Below are 21,935 nucleotides of genomic sequence, written 5' to 3' on the forward strand. Positions count from 1 at the left end.
GCGGCTTGATTCAGAACGCCAGTTTGTAGCCGATCAGCAACAGCATGGTCGCCAGGCAAGGGCGCAGCAATTCGTCGGAGATGCGCCCGGTCAGGTGGCTGCCCAGGTAAATCCCCGGCAACGAGCCCACCAGCAAATAACCCAGGACGTGCCAATCCATGTTGCCCATGCTGGCGTGGCCAAGGCCCGCGACCAGGGTCAGCGGCACGGCGTGGGCGATTTCAGTCCCCACCAGGCGGCGGGTCGGCAGCATCGGATAGAGAATGAACAGTGCCACGGTGCCCAGTGCGCCGGCACCGATGGACGTCAGCGCGACCATGGCGCCAAGGACCAGCCCGGTGATGACTGTCATCACGTTCAAGCGCAATCCGCTGGGGTTGTAGTTGCCACCCGCACGTTTGTGGGCGAAGTCGAGCAGGCGCTTCTTGAACAGGATCGCCAGAGCCGTGGCGAACAACACGAACCCGAGGGCCTGCTTGATGATCGCGTTCATCGACTCGGGGGCGCTGTGCAGGGTACTGAGGAACCACAGCGTCATCGCCACCGCGGGCACGCTGCCCAAGGTCAGCCAGCCGGTGATCGCCCAGTCGATGTTGTTGTTCTTGCGGTGAACCAGTACGCCGCTGGACTTGGTGATGGCGGCGTACAGCAGGTCGGTACCGACCGCCGTCGCCGGGTTGATGCCGAATCCAAGCAGGATCGGGGTCATGAGCGACCCGCCACCTACGCCAGTCATGCCGACGATGAAGCCGACAACCAGCCCGGCAACGACCAACCCGATGTTCACTAAATCCATGAATACTTCCACAAAGATCGCAGGGGAAATCTGGCCCGCAGCATAGCGATATTTCTTATAACCAGTTATATCGATGCGATCTATCTTTATGCCGGAAGCACCATGTCACCCTGTGGGAGCGAACTTGCTCGCGATGGCGGTGTATCAGTTGGCATCATGGCGACTGACACTCAGTCATCGCGAGCAAGCTCGCTCCCACAGGGTTGCGTGCCAGATTCACTGCACCGGCAGGAAATTCAGGAACAGCAGGCTCTGGGCATAGTTCACGCCGATGCGCCGGTAGCGTTCGTCGAGCATCCGGGTCAGCAGGTCCAGCCGGGCGACGATCTTGCCGAACTCGACGGCAAAGCTCAGGTTGCTGCCCTCCTCCGATATTTCGTTGGAGAACAGCAAGGGCTGGCCCTCTTTGTTCTGTCGCTGGCTGAGGATCCAGGTGGCGATTTCGATATTGCGCGCGGCATTGCTGACAAATACCGGGTTGATCGTGTCGGTCATGTAGAACTCGAGGCGATTGCCATGGGCGGTCACCAGCATGCTGCCGATGGCATAGATGAACGCCCCGACCCGGTCGCCCAGAAACTCCGGACTCATGGCAAAACGCAGGGCCGCGAGGTCCTTTTTGCCGCCCAGGGTCGGCAATGGTTGCTGCAGCTCAATGGCCATGCGCACTTGCTTGCCGGCGGTGCGGGCATCGAGGAAACCGGATTTTTTCAGCTCGTCGGGGTTACGCAGATAGAGCTTGCTCATCAGCAGGTAAAGGCTGTTGAGGTTGTCGCGCATGGTCAGGGTGGCCATGCGGTCGACGCTGGTCTGCAGGAACTCCTGGGGTTTGCCTTCGCGCATCTGGTTGATGATGTCGCCGCCCTGCTGCTGGCTGCAACCGGTGACGTAGAGCATCGACAAACCTGCAAGCAGCAGGCAATGACGGCGGATTTTAGTGATGATCGTGGGTGAAACTCGAGCCATGGGTTCTTGGACTTGGGCATGGGCCGGCGGAGGGGATCGCCGCAGGCTGCCATGGATAGAGCCGGACATTTCGAAAAAGTGCAGTATCGGCACAGAGCAATCGATCACCGGCAAGGTGCAGCTCAAGAGTTCGCAGCCTGCGGCGGAACCGATGGACTATTCTGGTGCCCACTGAAATAACCATCGGCATTCATAAAGGAGGTTTGCATGCGCACGCTTGAACTGGCTGGCACCAGGGTCCCGGTCATCGGCCAGGGGACCTGGCAGATGGGCGAAGACCGTTCACGGCACACGGAAGAAGTCGCGGCACTGCGCCTGGGTATCGAGCTGGGCATGACCCTGATCGACACTGCGGAAATGTACGCCGAAGGCGGTGCCGAAGAAGTGGTGCGCGATGCCATTGCCGGCCAGCGCGACAACGTCTTTCTGGTCAGCAAGGTGTACCCGCACAACGCCAGTCGCCAGGGCATTCCCCAGGCTTGCGAGCGAAGCTTGCGCAGGCTTGGCACCGATTACATCGACCTGTATCTGCTGCATTGGCGCGGTCAGTATCCTCTGGAAGAAACCGTCGACGCCTTCGAGCGCTTGCGCGAAGCCGGCAAGATTGGCCGTTGGGGCGTGTCCAACTTCGACCTCGACGACCTGCTGGAACTGGACGCCCCGGCCTGTGCCACCAATCAGGTGCTCTACAACCTGGAGCAACGGGGCATAGAATTTGATTTGCTGCCCTGGAGCCAACAACGGCGGTTGCCGGTCATGGCTTACTGCCCGATTGGCCAAGGCGGTAAAATGCTCTTGGACGTCGCGCTCAAGCAGGTAGCTGCCCGTCACGGCGTCGCACCGGCTCAGGTGGCACTGGCCTGGATACTGCGTCAGGAAGGAGTGATCGCCATCCCCAAGGCGGTCCGACTCGAACATGTACGCCTCAACGCCCAAGCCGCCACGTTGCAGCTTGAGCCCGGGGATCTGGAGGCGCTGGACCAAGCGTTTCACGCGCCACAACGCAAACAGCGGCTGGCCATGGTCTGAACCACCGCAGCCTGTCAGAGAGCTTCGCCATGAGAAGCACCGACCACCTGGACCCGTTCAATCTGCAACGTTTTCTCCAGGCTCAGGACCCGGTATTCGACCGGGTTCAAAACGAGCTGAACAACGGACACAAGCGCAGTCACTGGATGTGGTTCATTTTTCCGCAGTTTGCCGGGCTCGGCGATAGCGAGATGTCGCGCCGCTTTGCCATCCGCTCGCGGGAGGAAGCCCTGGCCTACCTTGAGCATCCGTTGCTGGGCGCCCGGCTGCGTACCTGCACCCAGGAAGTGCTGAACGTCCGGGAGCGCTCGGTAGCGGGGATTTTCGGTCATCCCGATGACCTGAAGTTTCATTCCTCGATGACCCTGTTTGCCCAGGTCGCCGATGCCGACAACCTTTTCCAGCAAGCCTTGAACCAGTACTTCCACGGCATCCTGGATGACTGGACCCTGTCGCTGATGGACTCAAAACAGGCCCAGTTGCCCCCCAATCAGGGTTGAGAAGTCGTCGTCGACAAACGGCAGTATCGCGTCCGCCACCGGTTGCAGCTGCCGGGTGATGTAGTGGTCGTAATCGATGGGCGCGCTGCGCACCTCCAGCGGTTCGGGGCCAGCGACGGTGATCACGTAGCTGATCCAGCCGCCGTTCTGATACTGCCGCGGGCGCCCCTGTCGGTCGTTGTACTCGTCGGCCAGGCGCGCCGCGCGCACATGGGGCGGTACGTTGCGCTGATAGTCATCGAGGGTGCGGCGCAGGCGTTTGCGGTAGATCAGCCGGTCATCGAATTCACCGGCCAGGGTCTTGCGCACGTAGTCACGCACATAATCCTGGTAGGGCTTGCGCAGGAAGATCCGCGAATACAGCTCCTGCTGGAACTGCCGGGCCAGCAGCGACCAGTCGGTGCGCACGGTTTCCAGGCCTTTGTAGACCATTTCGTCGCTGCCGTCGTCCCGGGTGACCAGCCCGGCATAGCGCTTTTTACTGCCTTCCTCGGCACCGCGAATGGTCGGCATCAAAAAGCGCTTGTAGTGGGTTTCGAACTGCAGTTCGAGAACGCTCTGCAGGCCGTATTCCTGCTGCACGTGCTCGCGCCACCACTGATTGACGTGCGCCACCAGCGCGTGGCCGATCTGCGCCGCCTCCTGCTGGCCATGGGCGCGACGCAGCCAGACGAACGTCGAGTCGGTGTCGCCGTAAATCACCGCATGCCCCTGGGCTTCGATCAACTGGCGGGTGCGCAGCATGATCTCGTGCCCACGCAAGGTGATGGACGACGCCAGGCGCGTGTCGAAGAAACGACAACCGCTGGAGCCGAGCACTCCGTAGAACGCGTTCATGATGATTTTCAGCGCCTGGGACAGCGGCGCGTTGTGTTCGCGCTTGGCGGTTTCCCGGCCTTCGGCCACCCGGGCGACGATGGACGGCAGGCAATGCCGGGTGCGGGAAAAGCGCGCGCCACGAAAACCCGGCACCGACTCGCTGTCGTCCGGGTGCTTGAGCCCTTCAATCAGTCCCACGGGGTCAATCAGGAAGGTACGGATGATCGACGGGTAGAGGCTTTTGTAGTCGAGCACCAGCACCGATTCGTACAGTCCCGGCTGCGAATCCATGACAAAACCGCCGGGGCTGGCTTCGGGTGGCTTGCCACCGAGGTTCGGCGCCACGAAACCCTGACGGTGCATCAGCGGCATGTACAGGTGCGTGAACGCCGCCACCGAACCGCCCATGCGATCGGCCGGCAAACCGGTGACGCTGGCTCGCTCCAGCAGGAAGGTGAGCAACTCGGTCCTGGCAAAAATCCGCGTGACCAGTTCGCAGTCCTTGAGGTTGTATTTGGCCAGCGCCGGTTTGTCCTCGGCGAACATGCGATTGATTTCGTCCATGCGCTGGTACGGGTTGTCGATGGACTTGCCCTCGCCGAGCAAGGTTTGCGCGACGTTTTCCAGGCTGAACGAGGGGAAACTCCAGGTCGCCGAACGCAGGGCCTCGATACCGTCGATGATCAGGCGGCCAGCCGCAGATGCGAAGTAGTGATTACCGCTGCCGTGTTCGCGCCACTGCATTTCCTCGCCGCCACGCCCCAGTTTCAACGGCACCGCCAGGCGCCGGGCGTGTTCGTGGAGCACCCGCAAGTCGAACTGCACGACGTTCCAGCCGATGATCGCGTCGGGGTCGAACCGGGCAAACCAGTCGTTGAGCTTTTTCAGCAACAGGGTGCGCGAATCGCAGTATTCGAGCTGGAAATCCACCTGGCTGGCATCGCCATTAGGCGGACCGAGCATGTACACCTGGCGCTCGCCGCAGCCTTCCAGGGCGATGGAGTACAACTCGCCCTGGGCCGTGGTCTCGATGTCCAGGGACACCAGTTTCAGGCTCGGCCGGTAATCGGGGTCGGGTTTCATCTGCGCGTCGAGCAGCAGGCCCTCGGCATTCGGCGTACCACTGAAACGCACCGGCGCGGTGATGAAGCGTTCCATCATGTAGCGTTCCGGCGGGCGCACGTCGGCTTCGAACACCTCGACACCGGCCCGGCGCAGCGCGGTTTCCAGGCGCATCAACTGGCCATGTTGCTGGCAATAGAGACCGAGGACCGGGCGATGTTCGAAATCCTGCAGGGCCAGGGGCTTGAGCTCGACGTTTTTCTCGTCATGCAAAACACCTTCGGCGGGCTGACGCTGCGCAGCCGGGATGAACGCCACCGACGGTTGATGAGGCAGGCGGATACGCCGGGGACCGCTGTCGGTCGCCAGCCAGAATTCGACTTCCGTACCGGCCGGGGTGTCGCGCCAATGCCGGGTCAGGACGAAGCCCTGCTGTAGATCCACCACTACAAACCTCGAAACTGATTCAGAGGGTGATTCTACCCGTCATCAGTTGCGATAGCGCGTTTGCCGCAGACCTGTCAGGCAGACACCGCCCTTGTGGGAGCGGGCTTGCTCGCGAAGGTGGTGGGTCAGTCAACATTAATGCTGCCTGACACTACGCCTTCGCGAGCAAGCCCGCTCCCACAAGGTGATTTCTGGCCTGAAAAGGAGACTTACCGAAGAAAAACCGCCAAATGACGTTTTTTGCGTGTTATCTGCCGCTTTCGCCCTTGCCCTGAACGCTTGCGTCTACGATTCTTCAAGAACAACGACAACACCCGAGTAACCACCATGAAAACCGTCGCCCAACTGCTCAAGCTCAAAGATCAGAAGAATCAGGAAGTGCACCAGATCAAACCCGACCACATGGTGCTCGAGGCGCTGATGAAGATGGCCGAGAAAAACGTCGGCGCCTTGCTGGTGGTGGAAAATGATGAAGTGCTGGGCATCATCAGCGAACGGGATTACGCGCGCAAACTGGTGTTGCACGGCCGCTCTTCGGTGGGCACGCCGGTGCGCGACATCATGGTGTCACCGGTGATTACCGTCGACACCCATCAAACCGTGGATACCTGCCTGGGCATCATGTCCGATAGACGCCTGCGTCACTTGCCGGTGGTCGAAGGCGGCAAATTGATCGGCCTGCTGTCGATCGGTGACCTGGTCAAGGAAGCCATTGCCGAACAGGCTGAACTGATTCGCCAGCTGGAACAGTACATTCGCGGGGAGTGAGACCCAGACAAAACATTCACCCCAAAAACCTGTGGGAGCGAGCTTGCTCGCGATGGGGCCATATCGGTCGACATCTATGTTGAATGTCAGGCCGTCATCGCGAGCAAGCTCGCTCCCACAGGGTAAGTGGTGTTTTCAAGCCGGCCAATGCCGGGCGAACACCGGTGCCAGTGCCGGGTGGCGGTCGATGCGTTCCAGCCAGGCGAAAAACCCCGGCCGGGCGTTGCGCAAATGTTCCCGGCTGCCCGCCCATCGCGAGATCACCGCCGCCAGCACATCCAGGCCTCCTGGTTTTTCGCTGCCCAGATACAACTCACCCGAAAACTGATCGGCAAACACCTCCCAACTCCAGTGCAGGCGCCGGCGGGCGCCCTCCATGAGGTTCTGCCTGGACAACTCATCCGCCTCGGCCAGCCAGCGTTCGGGGTAATCGATGATGCCGATGGCCGCATAGCAATTGCTGACGATGTACGCCATGCCGCGAATGGCCTGGTCCCGCTCGGCCGGATCCTGCGGCAACAATCCCGATGCGGGAAAGGTGAGCCCGAGGTGGATCAGGATCGCCGCGCTCTCGGTCAGGACAGCGCCATCGGGTAGCTGCAAGGTCGGAATCTGTTTGAGCGGGTTGAGCTTCTCCAGCGCCTGGGCCGCCTCCGCGGACGTCTCGACATCGATGAAGCGATAAGGAACATCACAGAGCTCAAGGGCGGCTTCGATGGCCGCCGCCCCGGAGTTCTGATGGCCATAGAGCTGGTACATAAACGTCTCCTTGCATACCGTAACCTCTGCAGTGCCGCATCAAGCGTCGCGGCAGAGGAACGCGCCAGCTAACCAGTGTAGAAGCCACCACCCGCCACACCACGACCATCCGACGATCGCACCATCACGTTCACTTGGGGTGTGGCGTCGCTCCTATCATTGCCGTCGATGTTCACCATCACCTCAATGAAGTTCTCTTAAAAATTCCCCGGCGTAACATCTGCTCCATACCAACCCATAAGCACCCCGGAGCACACCATCATGAAACGCCAAACCCTCCTCAGCATCGCTTTCTCGGTTTTCGCAGTTAACGCTTTCGCCGCAAACTCTGCTCAACCTGTAGTCGCTGAAGGCGGCTCGGATCGTCTGATTGAAAGCCGTGTGGCCGAGGGTGGTTCGGATCGCCTGATCGAAAACCGCGTCGCAGAAGGTGGCTCCGACAAGCTCCTGCAAAACCGCGTCGCTGAAGGCGGTTCCGACAAGCTCCTGCAAAACCGCGTCGCTGAAGGCGGTTCCGACAAGCTCCTGCAAAACCGCGTCGCTGAAGGTGGTTCCGACAAGCTCCTGCAAAACCGCGTCGCCGAAGGTGGCTCCGACAAGCTCTTGCAAAACCGTGTCGCCGAAGGTGGTTCGGATCGTTTGATCGAAAGCCGCGCTGTCTGAATGCAGTGCCTGACCGCAGGACTCAATGAAAACCCGGCCTCACCCGCCGGGTTTTTTATGCTTTTTTTGCGCCGCGATTACTGCCCTGCCCGCGCCATGCAGCGCTGGTAGCGTTCATCGACTCGCTTGGCGAACCACGCGGTGGTGAGTTTGCGGGTGATTTTCGGGCTTTGCAGCACGATCCCGGGCAACACTTGACGGGGTAACGGCCGGCCCTCGGCCCGTTCGGCCAGTTCGAAAACCCGCCGATAGAGTTTGCTGTCTTCGAACGCCAGGGTGTTCCCCTCTTCCAGTTGTGCCCGGATCGTCGGATTGCGCATGTCCAGTTGCTTGCCGAGGGTACGCACGGCCAGTTCCGTGGTGCCGGGCATGATCGAACCGTAGCGCACCAGGTCGCCATCCAGCGCCAACGAGATACCGGAAGCCCGGCTCACCGCGTTCTGGAACGCGGCGTTACGGCTGGCGTACCAACCCGCGTTGAAGTCCGCAAAGCGGTACAACGGCTGTGGGTAGCTCACTGGATACCCGAGCAGATGCGCAATGCCGAAATACATGCCGCCGCGCCGGGTGAACACTTCACGACGAATCGAGCCCTTCACCGGGTATGGATAGCCCTTGGCCTGCTGTTCGGCAAAATCAATGCTGACCTGCATCGGCCCGCCGGTATGCACCGGGTTGAAGCCGCCGAACAGGGTCTTGCCCATCGGCACCATGCCGATGAAGTCATCGAAAACAGCGCTCAGTTCCTTTTCACTGCGCGCGGCATTCAGGCGGCTGCTGTAGCTTTTGCCGTTGGGCGAGTCGAGCATTAACGCACCGCTCACCAACAGCCCGGGAATATGTGCCTTGGCGGCACGGCGGTCGATCTCGTCGCGGGCGATCTTGCCCAGGCCCGGTACGCTCGGATCGACCTGAAAGGTCGATTCCTGTTCAGTCACCGCCAGCACCGAGCACAGGTTTTGCGTAGTTGGCGAGATGTCTTGCGCGGTAAACGCCACCTGGATATCCGCGGCCCAACCCTGGCGATCGGCAGCCTTGGCCGGCAGCAAACGCACAATCTCGGCCTTCACTTCGGCCGGGCTGCGCGCCACCGACTCCTGGGTCCGTTGGCTGCCGCAACCGGCCAATACCAGCAACACGGCGACGCTTGTGATCAATCTGATTTGCATGTCGTTCCATCTAATCCGTTGGTCCGGGCCAACCATACGACCAATGGCAGGTCAGCGGCTACGTCCGTGGCAGTCCGACGGTTGCCGCCCTCCCCGACTGGACCATACTTGATTCACACAGCGAGGAGGACAGGTTCATGCACCGCAGCGACGTGTTGATCATCGGTGCCGGCCCCACCGGGCTGGTCCTGGCGTTGTGGCTGAGCAAACTCGGCGTGCGCGTGCGGATCGTCGACAAAACCTCCGCCCCCGGCACCACGTCCCGGGCGCTGGCCGTCCAGGCACGGACGCTGGAGTTGTATCGCCAGCTCGGACTGGACGACGCCGTGGTGCAAAACGGACATCAAGTAACGGCCGGCAACTTCTGGGTAAAGGGTGAGCCCGTGGCGCGCCTGCCCCTGTCTCAGATCGGTGAAGGCCTGACGCCCTACTCGTTTCTCGAGATTTTCCCCCAGGACGAACACGAACGGCTGCTGATCGAGCGCCTGAACGTTTTCGGTATCACAGTGGAACGCAACACCGAACTGGCGGCCTTCGAGCAAACCGCAGACGGCATCACGGCCACGCTGCACTTGCCCGACGGTCAGCAGGAAATCTGCCAGGCCTGTTACCTGGCCGGATGCGATGGTGCCCGGTCGATTGTGCGCAAAACCCTGGAGACCGGGTTTCCCGGCGGGACTTACCAGCAGATTTTCTACGTCGCCGACGTACAGGGCAGCGGCCCGACATTCAACGGTGAACTGCATGTGGACCTCGACGAGGCAGACTTCCTCGCCGTGTTCCCGTTGGCCGGCAGTGGTCGTGTGCGCTTGATCGGCACGGTACGCGACGAACGCGACGAACACGCCGAGACCCTGCGCTTCGAGGACGTCAGCAGCAGGGCCATCGAGCACATGAAGGTGAAGATCGAGCAACTGAACTGGTTTTCGACCTATCGCGTACATCATCGGGTGGCGGATCACTTCCGCAAAGACCGGGCGTTTTTACTGGGGGATGCCGCCCACGTGCACAGCCCGGCGGGCGGCCAGGGCATGAACACCGGGATTGGCGATGCCATCAACCTGGCCTGGAAACTGGCGGCCGTGTTGAGCGGCGGCGCAGAGGCCAGACTGCTCGACACCTATGAAACCGAGCGCATCGCGTTTGCACGCAAACTGGTGGCCACCACCGACCGGGTATTTAACTTCGTCACTGCCGATGGGCGAATTGCCGACTTGCTGCGTACACGCCTGGCCCCGTTCTTGATACCGAAAATAACCTCGTTCGAAACCTCTCGCGAATTCATGTTTCGCACGGTGTCGCAGATCACCCTCAATTATCGTGGAATGCCGCTGAGCACGGGCGTTGCCGGGCACGTGCATGGTGGCGATCGCCTGCCCTGGGCCCATGACGGTGAGGGGGATAATTTTGAGTCGCTCAAGTGCCTGACCTGGCAGGTGCATGTCTATGGCGACACCAGCGACGAGATGATCGCCTGGTGCCACGAGCACCATTTACCACTGCATGTGTTCGACTGGCGACCGGCGTTCGAAACCGCGGGCCTGGGGCGCAACGGCTTTTATCTGTTGCGGCCCGATACCTATGTGGCGATTGCCGAAACTTGTGCGGACCCGAAAGTGATCGAACGGTATTTCCGTGATCACGGGATCCGGCCGTTTTTTGGCGCGCCCTGAGAACACCACATCTCCCTGTAGGAGCGAGCCTGCTCGCGATGGACTCAAGGGCGCCGCGGTTAGTCAGTAAACACGCGTCATCGTTAACGACCATCGCGAGCAAGCTCGCTCCTACAAGGGGGATATGCGCTGGTGCCTAGATCCCCGCCAGCGCCAGGTCCATCGCAAAGTACGTAAAGATCAGGTCTGCCCCGGCACGTTTGATCGCCCCCAGGCTCTCACGCACCACACGGTCTTCATCGATGGCCCCGGCCTGGGCGGCAAACTTGATCATCGCGTACTCACCGCTCACCTGATAGGCCGACAGCGGCAGGCGTGAGGCTTCGCGGATGTCGCGGATGATGTCCAGGTATGCACCGGCCGGTTTGACCATCAGCGCATCAGCGCCTTCCTGTTCGTCGAGCAACGATTCGCGTATCGCTTCGCGGCGGTTCATCGGGTTCATCTGGTAGCTTTTACGGTCGCCCTTGAGCGCACTGCCGCCGGCCTCGCGGAACGGGCCATAGAGCGCCGAAGCAAATTTGGTCGAATAGGCCATGATCGCCGTCTGGGTAAACCCGGCATCATCGAGCGCCCGGCGAATCGCCTGGACTTGCCCGTCCATGGCCGCCGAGGGTGCGATCACGTCGGCACCGGCCCGGGCCGCCGCGACGGCTTGCCTGCCGAGGTTGATCAGGGTCTGGTCGTTATCGACTTCATGGTTGTGCAGTACGCCGCAATGGCCATGGTCGGTGTACTCGCAAAAGCAGGTGTCGGACATTACGATCATTTCCGGCACCGCGTCCTTGGCGATGCGCGACATGCGCGAAACCAGGCCGTCCTCGCGCCAGGTGTCGCTGCCGCTGCTGTCCAGGTGGTGGGAGACGCCGAAGGTCATCACTGACTTGATCCCGGCACGGGCGTAGCGCTCGATCTCGCCGGCCAGCTTCGACTCGGGAATGCGCATCACGCCGGGCATGCTGTTGATCGGCACGAAGTCGTCGATTTCTTCTTCGACGAAAATCGGTAGTACCAGGTCGTTGAGGCTGAACTCGGTCTCCTGGAACAGGCTGCGCAGGCTCGCATTGCGGCGCAGACGGCGTGGGCGTGCTTCGGGGAACTGACTGGACATGGGTTTTCCTGAATTTCAGAGGACAAGATGTAGGTGCGAGCTTGCTCCGGGCGGCGTTCCGACGATGGTCGTAAACGATAACGCGCATTGTCTGAATGCTCGCGTTGCCCTTACGTTTTTCGCGAGCAAGCTCGCTCCCACAGGTAATGCGGTGGATCAGCTGGAGACGGGGCTTGGAATCTGCAACCCGCGCACCACCGCCGGTCGCGCCAGGAAGCGTTCCAGCACCCGCGTGACGTTAGGGAAGTTCTGGATGCCCACCAGATCGCCGGCTTCATAGAAGCCGATCAGGTTGCGCACCCACGGGAAAATGGCGATGTCCGCGATGGTGTAGCGCTCGCCCATGATCCAGTCGCGCCCCTGCAGACGATCGTCCAGCACCTTGAGCAGGCGCCTGCTTTCCTCGACGTAGCGGTCACGGGGACGCTTGTCTTCGTAGTCCTTGCCGGCGAATTTGTTGAAAAACCCGAGTTGGCCGAACATCGGACCAATACCGCCCATCTGGAACATCAGCCACTGAATCGTTTCGTAGCGCGGCGCCGATTCCTGGGCCAGCAGTTGCCCGCTCTTGTCGGCCAGGTAGATCAGAATCGCGCCCGACTCGAACAGCGCCAGCGGCCGGTCGTCCGGACCGTGGGGGTCGAGGATCGCCGGAATCTTGTTGTTGGGATTCAGGGAAAGAAATTCCGGGGACATCTGGTCGTTGGTGTCGAAGCCTACCCGGTGAGGTTCATACGGCAGGCCGATCTCTTCGAGCATGATCGAGACCTTGACGCCGTTGGGGGTCGACAAGGAGTACAGCTGAATCCACTCCGGATACTGGGCAGGCCATTTGCGGGTGATGGGGAATGCGGACAAATCGGTCATGGGCACGATCCACGAAGACATTGAGAGTGACGATCATAATGTAGATATCGGCTCAGCGATCCCTTGAAGCCATCGATCTCGCTGATAGGCGAGATCAAAAGAAATCACGACGGTTTCAACGCCATCCGGTGTAGCGTGTCCACAATTGTGCAACATCCTGTCGATAACCTTCGCTGCAAACCCGTGAAGGTTACCGGTACATTGCCGCCCACTCGGCCGGAATCGAACCAAACGGGCTCAGGGGACTCTGAGAACCACCCCTTTGATGACGGACCGGCTTCAATGACATGGAAAACACCCGACGCAGGACAATCGTGGTGTAGAGGTTTGTCAGCCTTAACCGAATTACGCTGAAGACCCTTTACACATGAATCTGTTTAATTTTGCCAAACGCTTCAAACATCGCGCTTACCTTTTGTTGCCCGCCTTATTGGTGGTTAGCGCGGTGTGCCTGACGCTGGAGTCCGGCCTGAGTCGCGCCCAACCGATGGATGGCACCCAGACGCTGGTCTTCCTGCGCCACGGGGAAAAACCCGCCGGAGGCCTGGGCCAGCTCAATTGCCAGGGACTGAACCGCGCCATCGACCTGGCCACGCTGCTGCCGGAAAAGTTCGGCAAGGCCAACTATGTGTTTGCGGCGAACCCGACGCGTAACGTCGAGGAAGGCGAGCTCGACAATTCCTACAGTTACATCCGCCCACTGATGACCATCAGCCCCAGCGCCATCAAGCTTGGCCTGCCGGTGAACATCAACTTTTCCGCCAATGACACCAGTGACCTGGCCGATGAACTGCTCCACGACAAGTACCACAATGCGGTCATCTACACGGCCTGGTCCCACGGCTATCTGCCGGAGCTGATCAACAAGGTAGCCGGCGACGCCACCGGCAAGAAAATGACCATCACGGATGACTGGGAGTCCAGCGACTACGACTCGCTGTATGTACTCACCCTGACCTGGCACAACGGCAAGGCCAGCTTGCAGAGCCATGTGTACAAGCAAGGCCTGGATAATGGTGCCGAAACCTGTCCGACCTGAAACCTGTAATGCCTGATCCGGCCTCATCGCGAGCAAGCTCGCTCCCACATTGGATTTGCAGTGTGATCACGAAGGCATGAGCACTACTGAACCCTGTGGGAGCAAGCTTGCTCGCGATAGGGCCAGTTAAACCTACATCACTTTCGTTGATTCACTCGCTCACGCAGATACTCGAGAACCGCCCCCCGCTCCCCGACAAACTCGATCCGCGCGTCTTTCTTCTCCCGCTGAAACGCATACATCGGATCGTAATACTCGCACAGCAGGCCTTCGATCCAGCCCCGGTGCAGATCCACCGCGCCACTGCGGGCCTGCTCGGCCAGCGCATCCTCCATCAAAACCAGCATGCGCCGATGACGTTCGCCACCCAGGCGCTTCTGCACATTGTTCAGGCTTGCCAGCAAGCGTTCGGAAAACAGCGCAAAGCCCTCCTCGCCATGCACGTCGATGAATTCGGCGCACAGATCCACCACGTAATCGCGCAGGATCCGCTCGACCCGCCCTTCCAGGCTGTCTTCAAGCCACACCATCGGAAACTGCTGCATGCCCTGGTAAAGCGGCAACGGCAAGGCACAACTGCCCACCGCACGGCTTTCGTCTTCCAGTACGAACTGCTCGATGCCCCGGGCGCGTTTTTTCAGTACGTCTACGGCCAAGCGGTTTTCGAAGTCGATATTCGAGGGTTGGCCCGTGGCGCGCTTGCCGAAACTGGAGCCGCGATGGTTGGCATGACCTTCAAGGTCCACGGCATTGTCGAGTTGCGTGAGCACCTCGGTTTTGCCGGTGCCGGTCATCCCGCCCAGCAAGACGAAATTGCACTGGGTCACGGCTTGATCGAGGGTGTCCAGCAGGAAGGTGCGCATGGCCTTATAGCCACCGCCCACCCGTGGATAGTCGATGCCGGCCTCGTCCTTGAGCCATTGCTGGACAATCTGCGAGCGCAGGCCGCCGCGAAAGCAATACAGCAGGCCATCCGGATGCGCCCGGGCAAAATCGGCCCAGGCCTGGATGCGTTCGGCCTTGACCGCGCCCGACACCAGTTGATGCCCCAGCACGATGGCCGCTTGCTGGCCGTGCTGCTTGTAGCAGGTGCCGACCCGCTGGCGTTCATGGTCATTCATCAACGGCAGGTTGATCACGCCGGGAAACGCCCCCTTGTTGAATTCGACCGGCGCGCGGGCGTCCATCATTGGCCGGTCGTTGAGGAAAATGTCGCGGTAATCAGTGCAGTCGACGAACATCAAAACACCTCGACTGCGTTGCTCTGTCGCTCGACCAGTTCACCGATCGGTTCCAGGCTCAGGCCCAGTTCGGCGGCCACCGAGAGGAATTGCTCGTTGCCTTGAGGCGTCACGGCAATCAGCAGGCCACCGCTGGTCTGCGGGTCGCAAAGCACACGTTTGTGCAGCTCCTGAAGGCGTCCGAGCTTGCTGGCGTAGCTGTCGAAATTGCGCAGAGTCCCGCCCGGTACGCAGCCTTGTTCCAGGTAATACTCCACCCCCGGCAGGCGCGGTACGCGGTCATATTCAATGCGCGCCGTGAGCTGGCTGCCGTCGGCCATTTCCACCAGGTGCCCGAGCAGGCCGAAACCGGTGACGTCAGTCATTGCGGTCACACCGTCGAGCTTGCCGAAACGGCTGCCGGGTTTGTTCAGGGTGCACATCCAGTCCCGGGCCAGGCCGATGTCGGCGTTGCGCAATTTGCCCTTTTTCTCGGCCGTGGTAAGGATGCCGATCCCCAGGGGCTTGGTGAGGTAGAGCAGGCAACCGGCCGTGGCGGTGTCGTTGCGCTTCATGTGGCGCTTTTCCACCAGACCGGTGACGGCCAGGCCAAAGATCGGTTCTGGCGCGTCGATGGAGTGCCCACCTGCCAACGGGATACCCGCCGCGTCACACACCGAACGACCGCCGCGTATCACTTCCCGGGCAACTTCCGGGGCCAGCACGTTCACCGGCCAGCCCAGAATCGCAATCGCCATCAACGGATCGCCGCCCATCGCATAGATGTCGCTGATGGCATTGGTGGCGGCAATTCGACCGAAATCGAAGGGATCGTCGACGATCGGCATGAAAAAGTCGGTGGTCGAGACCACGCCGCGTTCATCATCGATTGCATACACCGCCGCATCATCGCGCGAGGCATTGCCGACCCAAAGTTTCGGGTCGAGGTTCTGCGCCCCACTGCCGGCCAGGATCACTTCCAGCACCTGGGGGGAAATCTTGCAACCGCATCCAGCGCCGTGGCTGTACTGAGTCAGGCGAATCGGCTCGCTCATAGGGGTACCTCATTGGGTCAATGGGCCGATTCTAGCAGAGCGAGGCATGCGCAAGGCGTTGCACAGCCTCGGGCTTTGTGGGAGCGGGCTTGCTCGCGAAGAGGCCTTCACAGCCGACATCCATGCCGGCTGATACTCCGCCATCGTCGGAACGCCGCCCGGAGCAAGTTCGCTCCCACATTGATCGCGGTTATGGCAATAGAATCACTTTGTCACCACTGCCCTGATTCACCTCGGCATAACGCTCCAGGCCTTCGGCCAATGGCGACTCGAACAAGCCCTGGGGCAACGGCAACAGGTCTTGATCGAAGAACCGGCCGAACTGTTCGAGCATCGCCGCACACGCCTGCACCCCGTACAGCAACGAGTTGATCCCCACAACCGAGCCACCCTTGCGATACAACGCCAGGGCCGGCAACTGCACGTGACCGTCCACGGGTGCCGCGATGATCGCGATGCGGCCGAACGCGGCCAGGGCCGCTACCGAGGCCGGCAGCCAGAAACCGGTGGTGTCGAAAATCACGTCGGCACCGCCGGCATACACCGCGTTGACCTGTGCGCCCAAGTCTTCGGGTTTATCCAGTTGCAGGGTCTGGTAGCCCTGGTCCTGCAAATCCTTGACCTGCTCCGGACGCCGCGCGGCCGCCAACACCTGGGCACCGCGCACCTTGGCCAAGGCCAGCGCGGCACTGCCGACTGCCCCGCCACCGATGACCAGCAATCGGGTTTCGGCCGTCACCAGGCTGCGCTCCAGCGCATCCCACGCCGTGGTGTACGGCACGCCAAGGCTGGCGGCCTGGGCAAAGCTCAGATGCGTAGGTTTGAGCGCCACGCCGTTGGCCGGCAGCTTGACGAACTGCGCGTGGGAACCGTCGGCGAAAAAGCCCAGTTCCTTGCCCGTGCCCCAGACTTCCCAACCGATCATCGCCTGCGGGCCGGCCACGACAACACCGGCAAAGTCACGACCGGGAATCCGCGGCAAGGTGGTGTAGGGAAAACGGCCCAGCACGTTCTTCACATCGCTGGGGTTGAGGCCCGCGGCCTTGATCTCGACCAGCACTTCATCGGCGCCGGGAACGGGGGTAGGCACCTCAACGTAGCGCAGGGCCGAGAGATCACCGGTTTTATCGAATTGCAGAGCTTTCATGGGCGTATCCATCGAGTCGAAAAGGGTTCAGGAGATCCAGCCAGCCACCAGCCCTCGCCCCATCGGCCAGAGTTTTTCGCCGGCGAGCATGCCGAGCAGGCCCACCAGGGCGATGGCCGGGGGTGCGGGGGAACGAAAATCCAGGGCGCCGTAGAGCAGACCGACGCCCAGACCGATGGCCAATGACACGAGGTAGTTCATGGCAGACTCCGGGGCAATTGAGGTATGCGCCAAGTCTAGGGGGCGACGCCTTTGATCATCGGTCAAGTGCTTCTGAATTTCGGCCAAAGCCTGGCTTCGACGAAATCAGTCCTGGCGTTGCGCCGCTGGAAACTGCGAAGGGGCAACGCCCAGCTCACGACGAAACATGTCGCTGAAGCTGCTCGGCGAATATCCCAGCTCCCGGGCAATCGCGCTGACCGGTACGCCCTGGATCAGCTCGGCCACCGCCGTCGCCAATTGCACCTGACGCCGCCACTCGGCGAAGCCCATGCCCAAACCGTCCTTGAACAGCCGCGCGAGGGTGCGCACGCTGGCTCCGGCATTATCCGCATGTTGTTCGAAAGGAATGTCCAGTGATGGCGCGGCCATGACCGCCTGACACAGGTTCATCAGCCGTCGGTCGGAATCGTCCGGCAGCGGAATTTTCAGCAGCGAACGCCTGGCCCGCTTGAGTTCCAGCAGCGCCAGGCCCACCAGCGCGTCGTAATACTCGGGCGCCCCGTCGTTACCCTGCTCCACCAGCCCGACGATCAGTTCGCGCAGCAAACCGCCGACCTCGATCACCTGAACGCTGTCATCCAGGGTCGCCGCCAGGGACGGCCGCAGGTAGATATTGCGCATTTGCAGGTCCGATACCACACGAATTCCATGAGGCACGCCGGGCGGCAACCACACCGCCCGTTGCGGAGGCACCACCAGCGCCTCATGCGGCGTCTCGACCCACATCACCCCGCTCATCGCATACAGCAACTGGCCCCAGACGTGCTCATGGGGCTCGATGTACAACCCGCGCGGATAGGTGCGGGCCAGCGGTTGCACAGGCACATCGGTGTCACTCAGGTCAGGTGGTGCGGCGAGGGCCATGGTCTATGTTCATTGGGTACGGGAAGGCTTCATGGTAACGAGGCGCCGAACGTGTCGCCAGCAACCGCCGGTATCTGACAATCCGAGTGAATTTTTCTGATGGCGCGCGATCCTTTTATGTACAACAGGGAGGAACCGGGGCTTTATGAACAGTGCAAAATTATTCGTCATCGAGTACACCCTCCATGGTGCTCCGAAATCATTCATCATCCGACTGGAAAAAATGGATAACGCAGAAGCCTGGCATTGGGCGAGTTGTGACGCGGGGGTGGGGCGAATCCCCCGATTCGGACGCGAAAAGGTGCAAAAGACCAGCAAGCCGATGGCTGAAAAATTCGGCGTGGAAAACGTCAAGTGGCGGCCGGCGAACTAAGATCCGGTAACCATCAGGTTCGGGGGAAGGGATATGAGCGCAACACCCGTCAACAGCCCTGTGCAACTGGACTACGATCTGGACACGCCGAGCGGCCGCATCACCAGGAGCACCGAGTGCCGAATCGGACTGGAACAGGTCGAAAATGACCCATTCTGCTTCGCCATACGCGTCCCGGCTCCACTGCCGGAAGATCTGGAGCAAGCCAAGACCCTGGTGCTGCGGGTCGAAGGGCGGCGCTTGCAAGGCACCGTCCGCCACAGCGAACGCCTGGAAGATGACAGCCTCAGGCTGGAAGTGGAGCCGGACTAGGCTCCACTTTTGCGTATGCCGTGGTTTTCAGTGGGCACACTTGCAGCCTTGGGAGGCGCACTCCTCACCGTGCTCGTGATGCTTGGCACAGGCTTCACAGCAATAGTGCTTGCCGTGACGCACGATCGGGTGCTCGCCGAGTTTGCAGGAACACTTCGGACAATCGCATATACGCTCAGTCATGGGTTTGACTCCTGTGGGTGGTGGTCGTCGGGGGGAGATGAAAACAACCCGTGCTTTTCAGTGTAGGGGTCGACTGCAACACCGCAACAGCGCGTATCGCGCACTACTTGAGTCCTTGATGAATTATCCGTTTCGCGAGGACAGGGAATGACGCGTAAGAGGCGATGCCACACTGATTATCTTTGTTTCTGGACATCCTTATATACCCGGCCTCCCCCCACTCCGGCCCCCTGCTATTTTTCACCAGCCAATAATCCTCGCCATCTTCGGTGCCATAACCAACAATAAGCACGGCGTAATTCAAATCATTTTCATCGCAATCTTCATCATTCAATACCCCGCCGGAGTATTTTTTAAAGTTGTCGGAAGCGTCAATCGCCGCCGATACCGGCCCTTTGGCTACGGCCTGGCGCAGTGCCTCCTCGTCGCCACGAGGAATATTCGTATAGGTCACCGTATTGGCGGCGACAGCCTTGATCATGCCTGCATCACAGCGTCCCCCGCCGCCTGTGTAAGGGTAATATTCTTCTGACTGAATACCGTGTTGCTTGACGTAGTCATAGGTGTAATCCATCAGCCCGCCATCACATCCTTGATTACCTTGCTCACTGCTGCAATCAAGAATCTGCTGCTCGGAAAGCTCGACCAGTCTTTCGGTTTGCAAAAACAATGCGCCCTCCAGGGCACCCACCGCTGAAAAAGCATAACCGGAGCCACAAGTCCCCAATTGCTTGACTCTGGTAACAGCTCCCTGGGTACGCCAGTCCACTGAGCTTGGTATATCCAGAGCCTGTGCCGTCACGGTAACGGCACAGCCGCCAACCAGGATGAAACATGAGAGTTGCCAAAACCTCATACTTAGCCCCTGTTTCTATATGGTTTGCAGTTACCTCGCTATGTCATTGAAATGAAAGACCAATAAGCCAACGGCAACAACTGTCAAATATGACAGTTGTTCAATACTGTTTAGTTATAAAAACCACACCATTTCGCGTTGTTAACCATAACTGTCAAATACGGAACTGCCCGACCAGGCTACCCAGGCGCTGACCGAGGTCGGCCAGGCTGCGAGAGGTTTGCGCGCCGAGTTGGGTTTCGTCGGCGACGCTGTCCACCGCCACGGCAATCTGGTGCACGCTGCGATTGATCTCTTCGGCCACGGCGGTCTGTTCTTCGGCGGCACTGGCGATCTGTGCGTTCATCGAGTTGATGGTCGCGATCAGCTGAGCCATGGTGTCCAGCGAAGCCCCCGCCTCGTTGGCCTGGGCCGAGGTGCCGTCGCCGGCCTCGCTGGAGCGACGCATCGCCTCCACCGCCGACTGGGTGCCGGCCTGCAAACGGTCGATCATGCCCTGGATTTCCTGGGTGCTGATTTGCGTGCGGCTGGCCAGCGCCCGCACTTCATCGGCCACCACCGCAAAGCCGCGCCCGGCCTCGCCGGCGCGGGCGGCTTCGATGGCCGCGTTGAGCGCCAGCAGGTTGGTCTGCTCGGCAATCGAGCGGATCACCCCGAGCACGCTGACAATCGACGACACGTCTTTTTGCAGGCTGTCCAGGGACACGCCGCTGCTGCGGATGTCGTCCACCAGGGCATGGATCTTCTCGATGCTGCCGGCCACAACACGCTTGGCCGCCTGCCCTTCTTCGTCGGTCTGCTGGGCTGCTACCGCGGCGTTCTGCGCGCTCTTGGCCACTTCCTGGGCCGCCGCCGACATTTCGTTGATCGCTGTGGCCACCTGATCGGTTTCGTGACGCTGGCGTTCCATGGCCTGGTCCGAACGGTTGGCCTGGTCGGACACCTGGTTCACCAGTCCGGTCAGTTGCGAGGTCATTTCGGTGATCTGCCGTACCAGGCCGTGGATCTTGTCGACGAAACGGTTGAACGAACCGGCCAGTTCACCGAGTTCGTCCTGACTGGTGATGGTCAGGCGGCGGGTCAGATCGCCTTCGCCCGCCGCGATGTCGTCGAGGTTGGCTTTCATCAGATGCAGCGGACGCAGAATGGTGTTGGCCAGCAGCATCCCGGCAGCAGCGATCACCAACAGCACCACGACTGCTACGCCAACGATACTCAGCACCATGCCTTGCATGCGCTCCTGGACCTTGGCTTCGACCACGGCCACTTGTGCTTCGATGCCGTCGAGGTTGACTGCGGTGCCAACTGCCATGTCCCACTTCGGCAGGTATTCGGTGTAGCCGAGCTTGGGCACCAGCACCTGGGTGTTGCCAGGCAATGGCGAGCTGTATTGCAGGTAGTGCGTACCGTCCTTGGCGACTTTCACTAGGTCGCGGTTGACGTAGACACCGTTCGGGTCGCGGTTGTCCTTGAAGCTCTGGCCCACGCCCTCGGGGCTGTTGGCCTTGAACAGGCGCACGGTGTTGGAGTCGTAGCCGAAGAAGTAGCCGTCCTTGCCGTAGGTGATGCTCGACAGCAGCTTGATCACTTGGGCCCGCGCCGCCTCATCGCCGGGGGCGGCGGCGTCGTAGAGCGGTTTGATCGTGGTCATGGCCACGGCCACGTAGCTTTGCAAGGTTGCCTTGGCATCGCTGAGCAGGCGTTCGCGGGTCTGCTCGACTTCCTTGCGCGCCTGATCCTGAAGAATGAACAGCGTGGTCAGGCTGATGACCAGCGCAAACAGCAACACCGGGAGGACGGCAAGGGACAGGACTTTTGCCTTGAGGCTCATGCGCATGACGTTCACTCTTTTGATTTTTGTTGGCGTGGTTAAAAGCTTTAACGGCACGCCAGGGCAAAAGTTGAACGCAGTCAATCGGAGCAGTGGAGATCCCCTGTGGGAGCGAGCTTGCTCGCGATAGCGGACTGTCAGCCAAATAGATGTTGACTGTTTCACCGCCATCGCGAGCAAGCTCGCTCCCACATTTTGATCCAG

Annotated in this window: 23 protein-coding genes and 1 pseudogene; 8 read left to right on the forward strand and 16 right to left on the reverse strand. The window is 60.6% G+C overall.

Annotated elements, in window-relative coordinates; translation table 11 throughout:
* Positions 1-10 precede the first annotated feature (10 nt).
* Positions 11-796: a sulfite exporter TauE/SafE family protein gene (locus tag ABIE16_RS26975; protein WP_090456794.1), complete on the reverse strand. Its 786-nt coding sequence runs from the start codon at positions 794-796 to the stop codon at positions 11-13.
* 216 nt (positions 797-1,012) lie between these two features.
* Complete coding sequence (locus ABIE16_RS26980) at positions 1,013-1,762, reverse strand: hypothetical protein (RefSeq protein WP_218498119.1); 750 nt, start codon at positions 1,760-1,762, stop codon at positions 1,013-1,015.
* Between the two features lie 207 nt (positions 1,763-1,969).
* Here ABIE16_RS26980 and ABIE16_RS26985 point away from each other — a divergent pair, with 207 nt between their 5' ends.
* Together ABIE16_RS26985 and ABIE16_RS26990 are read left to right on the forward strand one after the other, a co-directional pair.
* Positions 1,970-2,791 (forward strand): aldo/keto reductase, encoded by an 822-nt coding sequence (locus ABIE16_RS26985; protein WP_057714022.1) that lies wholly within the window; start codon positions 1,970-1,972, stop codon positions 2,789-2,791.
* A gap of 29 nt (positions 2,792-2,820) precedes the next feature.
* Positions 2,821-3,291 carry a DUF1810 domain-containing protein gene (locus ABIE16_RS26990; RefSeq protein WP_057714021.1) on the forward strand — a complete coding sequence of 157 codons (471 nt, stop codon included), beginning with the start codon at positions 2,821-2,823 and terminating at the stop codon, positions 3,289-3,291.
* On the opposite strand, the gene ABIE16_RS26995 is transcribed toward ABIE16_RS26990, so the two are convergent.
* Positions 3,256-5,616: a DNA polymerase II gene (locus ABIE16_RS26995; RefSeq protein ID WP_429522285.1), complete on the reverse strand. Its 2,361-nt coding sequence runs from the start codon at positions 5,614-5,616 to the stop codon at positions 3,256-3,258. The two genes, ABIE16_RS26990 and ABIE16_RS26995, sit on opposite strands and share 36 nt — an antisense overlap.
* Positions 5,617-5,946: 330 nt before the next feature.
* Here ABIE16_RS26995 and ABIE16_RS27000 point away from each other — a divergent pair, with 330 nt between their 5' ends.
* The gene (locus ABIE16_RS27000) at positions 5,947-6,387 is read left to right on the forward strand and encodes a CBS domain-containing protein (protein WP_007976812.1); all 441 of its coding nucleotides are present in this window, start codon (positions 5,947-5,949) and stop codon (positions 6,385-6,387) included.
* A gap of 135 nt (positions 6,388-6,522) precedes the next feature.
* On the opposite strand, the gene ABIE16_RS27005 is transcribed toward ABIE16_RS27000, so the two are convergent.
* A complete protein-coding gene (locus ABIE16_RS27005) occupies positions 6,523-7,146 on the reverse strand; it encodes a glutathione S-transferase family protein (protein ID WP_057714019.1) in 624 nt (207 codons plus the stop codon).
* 261 nt (positions 7,147-7,407) lie between these two features.
* On the opposite strand from ABIE16_RS27005, the gene ABIE16_RS27010 reads away from it, so the two are divergent.
* Complete coding sequence (locus ABIE16_RS27010) at positions 7,408-7,809, forward strand: hypothetical protein (RefSeq protein ID WP_223531762.1); 402 nt, start codon at positions 7,408-7,410, stop codon at positions 7,807-7,809.
* A 77-nt stretch (positions 7,810-7,886) separates the two neighbouring features.
* Here the strand turns inward: ABIE16_RS27010 and ABIE16_RS27015 are convergent, their stop codons facing one another.
* A complete protein-coding gene (locus ABIE16_RS27015; RefSeq protein ID WP_429522286.1) occupies positions 7,887-8,978 on the reverse strand; it encodes a DUF1615 domain-containing protein in 1,092 nt (363 codons plus the stop codon).
* A 137-nt stretch (positions 8,979-9,115) separates the two neighbouring features.
* Here ABIE16_RS27015 and ABIE16_RS27020 point away from each other — a divergent pair, with 137 nt between their 5' ends.
* Positions 9,116-10,651 (forward strand): FAD-dependent oxidoreductase, encoded by a 1,536-nt coding sequence (locus ABIE16_RS27020; protein ID WP_429522287.1) that lies wholly within the window; start codon positions 9,116-9,118, stop codon positions 10,649-10,651.
* Positions 10,652-10,787: 136 nt separating this feature from the next.
* Here ABIE16_RS27020 and hemB read toward each other — a convergent pair whose 3' ends face one another.
* Positions 10,788-11,762 carry a porphobilinogen synthase gene (gene hemB / locus ABIE16_RS27025; protein WP_090456805.1) on the reverse strand — a complete coding sequence of 325 codons (975 nt, stop codon included), beginning with the start codon at positions 11,760-11,762 and terminating at the stop codon, positions 10,788-10,790.
* A gap of 156 nt (positions 11,763-11,918) precedes the next feature.
* On the reverse strand, positions 11,919-12,629 hold the full coding sequence (locus tag ABIE16_RS27030) for a glutathione S-transferase family protein (protein WP_429522288.1): 711 nt from the start codon (positions 12,627-12,629) through the stop codon (positions 11,919-11,921).
* 367 nt (positions 12,630-12,996) lie between these two features.
* Between ABIE16_RS27030 and ABIE16_RS27035 the strand changes: the two genes are divergently transcribed.
* Entirely contained in the window at positions 12,997-13,668 is a 672-nt protein-coding gene (locus ABIE16_RS27035) for a hypothetical protein (RefSeq protein ID WP_057714013.1), read from the forward strand.
* 137 nt (positions 13,669-13,805) lie between these two features.
* Here ABIE16_RS27035 and mnmH read toward each other — a convergent pair whose 3' ends face one another.
* The 5 genes from mnmH to ABIE16_RS27060 all read right to left on the reverse strand — a co-directional run bounded on the left by mnmH (position 13,806) and on the right by ABIE16_RS27060 (position 18,176).
* On the reverse strand, positions 13,806-14,909 hold the full coding sequence (mnmH, locus tag ABIE16_RS27040) for a tRNA 2-selenouridine(34) synthase MnmH (protein WP_057714012.1): 1,104 nt from the start codon (positions 14,907-14,909) through the stop codon (positions 13,806-13,808).
* Complete coding sequence (gene selD / locus ABIE16_RS27045; RefSeq protein WP_057714011.1) at positions 14,909-15,943, reverse strand: selenide, water dikinase SelD; 1,035 nt, start codon at positions 15,941-15,943, stop codon at positions 14,909-14,911. The genes mnmH and selD overlap by 1 nt, the downstream gene beginning before the upstream one ends.
* 190 nt (positions 15,944-16,133) lie before the next feature.
* On the reverse strand, positions 16,134-17,090 hold the full coding sequence (locus ABIE16_RS27050; protein ID WP_429522289.1) for a quinone oxidoreductase family protein: 957 nt from the start codon (positions 17,088-17,090) through the stop codon (positions 16,134-16,136).
* 27 nt (positions 17,091-17,117) lie between these two features.
* Complete coding sequence (locus ABIE16_RS27055) at positions 17,118-17,291, reverse strand: DUF1427 family protein (protein ID WP_079246732.1); 174 nt, start codon at positions 17,289-17,291, stop codon at positions 17,118-17,120.
* A gap of 105 nt (positions 17,292-17,396) precedes the next feature.
* Positions 17,397-18,176, reverse strand: a complete 780-nt coding sequence (locus ABIE16_RS27060; protein ID WP_057714009.1) for an AraC family transcriptional regulator — start codon at positions 18,174-18,176, stop codon at positions 17,397-17,399.
* A gap of 145 nt (positions 18,177-18,321) precedes the next feature.
* On the opposite strand from ABIE16_RS27060, the gene ABIE16_RS27065 reads away from it, so the two are divergent.
* Together ABIE16_RS27065 and ABIE16_RS27070 are read left to right on the forward strand one after the other, a co-directional pair.
* Positions 18,322-18,549, forward strand: a complete 228-nt coding sequence (locus ABIE16_RS27065) for a DUF6555 family protein (RefSeq protein ID WP_057714008.1) — start codon at positions 18,322-18,324, stop codon at positions 18,547-18,549.
* A gap of 33 nt (positions 18,550-18,582) precedes the next feature.
* Positions 18,583-18,861, forward strand: coding sequence for a hypothetical protein (locus ABIE16_RS27070; protein WP_429522290.1), 279 nt, complete (start codon positions 18,583-18,585; stop codon positions 18,859-18,861).
* Positions 18,862-18,888: 27 nt separating this feature from the next.
* Here ABIE16_RS27070 and ABIE16_RS27075 read toward each other — a convergent pair whose 3' ends face one another.
* The 4 genes and pseudogenes from ABIE16_RS27075 to ABIE16_RS27090 form a co-directional block, all read right to left on the reverse strand.
* Complete coding sequence (locus ABIE16_RS27075) at positions 18,889-19,044, reverse strand: metallothionein (protein ID WP_079246731.1); 156 nt, start codon at positions 19,042-19,044, stop codon at positions 18,889-18,891.
* 103 nt (positions 19,045-19,147) lie between these two features.
* Positions 19,148-19,900: a C1 family peptidase gene (locus tag ABIE16_RS27080; RefSeq protein ID WP_090456813.1), complete on the reverse strand. Its 753-nt coding sequence runs from the start codon at positions 19,898-19,900 to the stop codon at positions 19,148-19,150.
* A gap of 154 nt (positions 19,901-20,054) precedes the next feature.
* A complete protein-coding gene (locus ABIE16_RS27085; protein WP_372884022.1) occupies positions 20,055-20,876 on the reverse strand; it encodes a methyl-accepting chemotaxis protein in 822 nt (273 codons plus the stop codon).
* 84 nt (positions 20,877-20,960) lie between these two features.
* Positions 20,961-21,902 (reverse strand): annotated as a pseudogene (locus ABIE16_RS27090) (cache domain-containing protein); the annotation flags it as partial.
* Between the last annotated feature and the right edge of the window lie 33 nt (positions 21,903-21,935).

The sequence above is a fragment of the Pseudomonas sp. 2725 genome (assembly GCF_050434585.1).
Lineage (GTDB): Bacteria > Pseudomonadota > Gammaproteobacteria > Pseudomonadales > Pseudomonadaceae > Aquipseudomonas > Aquipseudomonas jessenii.

Excerpts from the sequence above, each read along its gene's own strand:
- selD (WP_057714011.1), bottom strand. The coding sequence starts at position 15,943 with ATGAGCGAGCCGATTCGCCTGACTCAGTACAGCCACGGCGCTGGATGC.
- ABIE16_RS27015 (WP_429522286.1), bottom strand. The coding sequence starts at position 8,978 with ATGCAAATCAGATTGATCACAAGCGTCGCCGTGTTGCTGGTATTGGCC.
- ABIE16_RS26980 (WP_218498119.1), bottom strand. The coding sequence starts at position 1,762 with ATGGCTCGAGTTTCACCCACGATCATCACTAAAATCCGCCGTCATTGC.
- ABIE16_RS26975 (WP_090456794.1), bottom strand. The coding sequence starts at position 796 with ATGGATTTAGTGAACATCGGGTTGGTCGTTGCCGGGCTGGTTGTCGGC.
- ABIE16_RS26985 (WP_057714022.1), top strand. The coding sequence starts at position 1,970 with ATGCGCACGCTTGAACTGGCTGGCACCAGGGTCCCGGTCATCGGCCAG.
- ABIE16_RS27065 (WP_057714008.1), top strand. The coding sequence starts at position 18,322 with ATGAACAGTGCAAAATTATTCGTCATCGAGTACACCCTCCATGGTGCT.
- ABIE16_RS27010 (WP_223531762.1), top strand. The coding sequence starts at position 7,408 with ATGAAACGCCAAACCCTCCTCAGCATCGCTTTCTCGGTTTTCGCAGTT.
- ABIE16_RS27020 (WP_429522287.1), top strand. The coding sequence starts at position 9,116 with ATGCACCGCAGCGACGTGTTGATCATCGGTGCCGGCCCCACCGGGCTG.
- ABIE16_RS27080 (WP_090456813.1), bottom strand. The coding sequence starts at position 19,900 with ATGAGGTTTTGGCAACTCTCATGTTTCATCCTGGTTGGCGGCTGTGCC.
- ABIE16_RS27005 (WP_057714019.1), bottom strand. The coding sequence starts at position 7,146 with ATGTACCAGCTCTATGGCCATCAGAACTCCGGGGCGGCGGCCATCGAA.
- ABIE16_RS27035 (WP_057714013.1), top strand. The coding sequence starts at position 12,997 with ATGAATCTGTTTAATTTTGCCAAACGCTTCAAACATCGCGCTTACCTT.
- hemB (WP_090456805.1), bottom strand. The coding sequence starts at position 11,762 with ATGTCCAGTCAGTTCCCCGAAGCACGCCCACGCCGTCTGCGCCGCAAT.
- ABIE16_RS27050 (WP_429522289.1), bottom strand. The coding sequence starts at position 17,090 with ATGAAAGCTCTGCAATTCGATAAAACCGGTGATCTCTCGGCCCTGCGC.
- ABIE16_RS26990 (WP_057714021.1), top strand. The coding sequence starts at position 2,821 with ATGAGAAGCACCGACCACCTGGACCCGTTCAATCTGCAACGTTTTCTC.
- ABIE16_RS27000 (WP_007976812.1), top strand. The coding sequence starts at position 5,947 with ATGAAAACCGTCGCCCAACTGCTCAAGCTCAAAGATCAGAAGAATCAG.
- ABIE16_RS27055 (WP_079246732.1), bottom strand. The coding sequence starts at position 17,291 with ATGAACTACCTCGTGTCATTGGCCATCGGTCTGGGCGTCGGTCTGCTC.
- ABIE16_RS27085 (WP_372884022.1), bottom strand. The coding sequence starts at position 20,876 with ATGACCTCGCAACTGACCGGACTGGTGAACCAGGTGTCCGACCAGGCC.
- mnmH (WP_057714012.1), bottom strand. The coding sequence starts at position 14,909 with ATGTTCGTCGACTGCACTGATTACCGCGACATTTTCCTCAACGACCGG.
- ABIE16_RS27060 (WP_057714009.1), bottom strand. The coding sequence starts at position 18,176 with ATGGCCCTCGCCGCACCACCTGACCTGAGTGACACCGATGTGCCTGTG.
- ABIE16_RS27030 (WP_429522288.1), bottom strand. The coding sequence starts at position 12,629 with ATGACCGATTTGTCCGCATTCCCCATCACCCGCAAATGGCCTGCCCAG.
- ABIE16_RS27075 (WP_079246731.1), bottom strand. The coding sequence starts at position 19,044 with ATGACTGAGCGTATATGCGATTGTCCGAAGTGTTCCTGCAAACTCGGC.
- ABIE16_RS27070 (WP_429522290.1), top strand. The coding sequence starts at position 18,583 with ATGAGCGCAACACCCGTCAACAGCCCTGTGCAACTGGACTACGATCTG.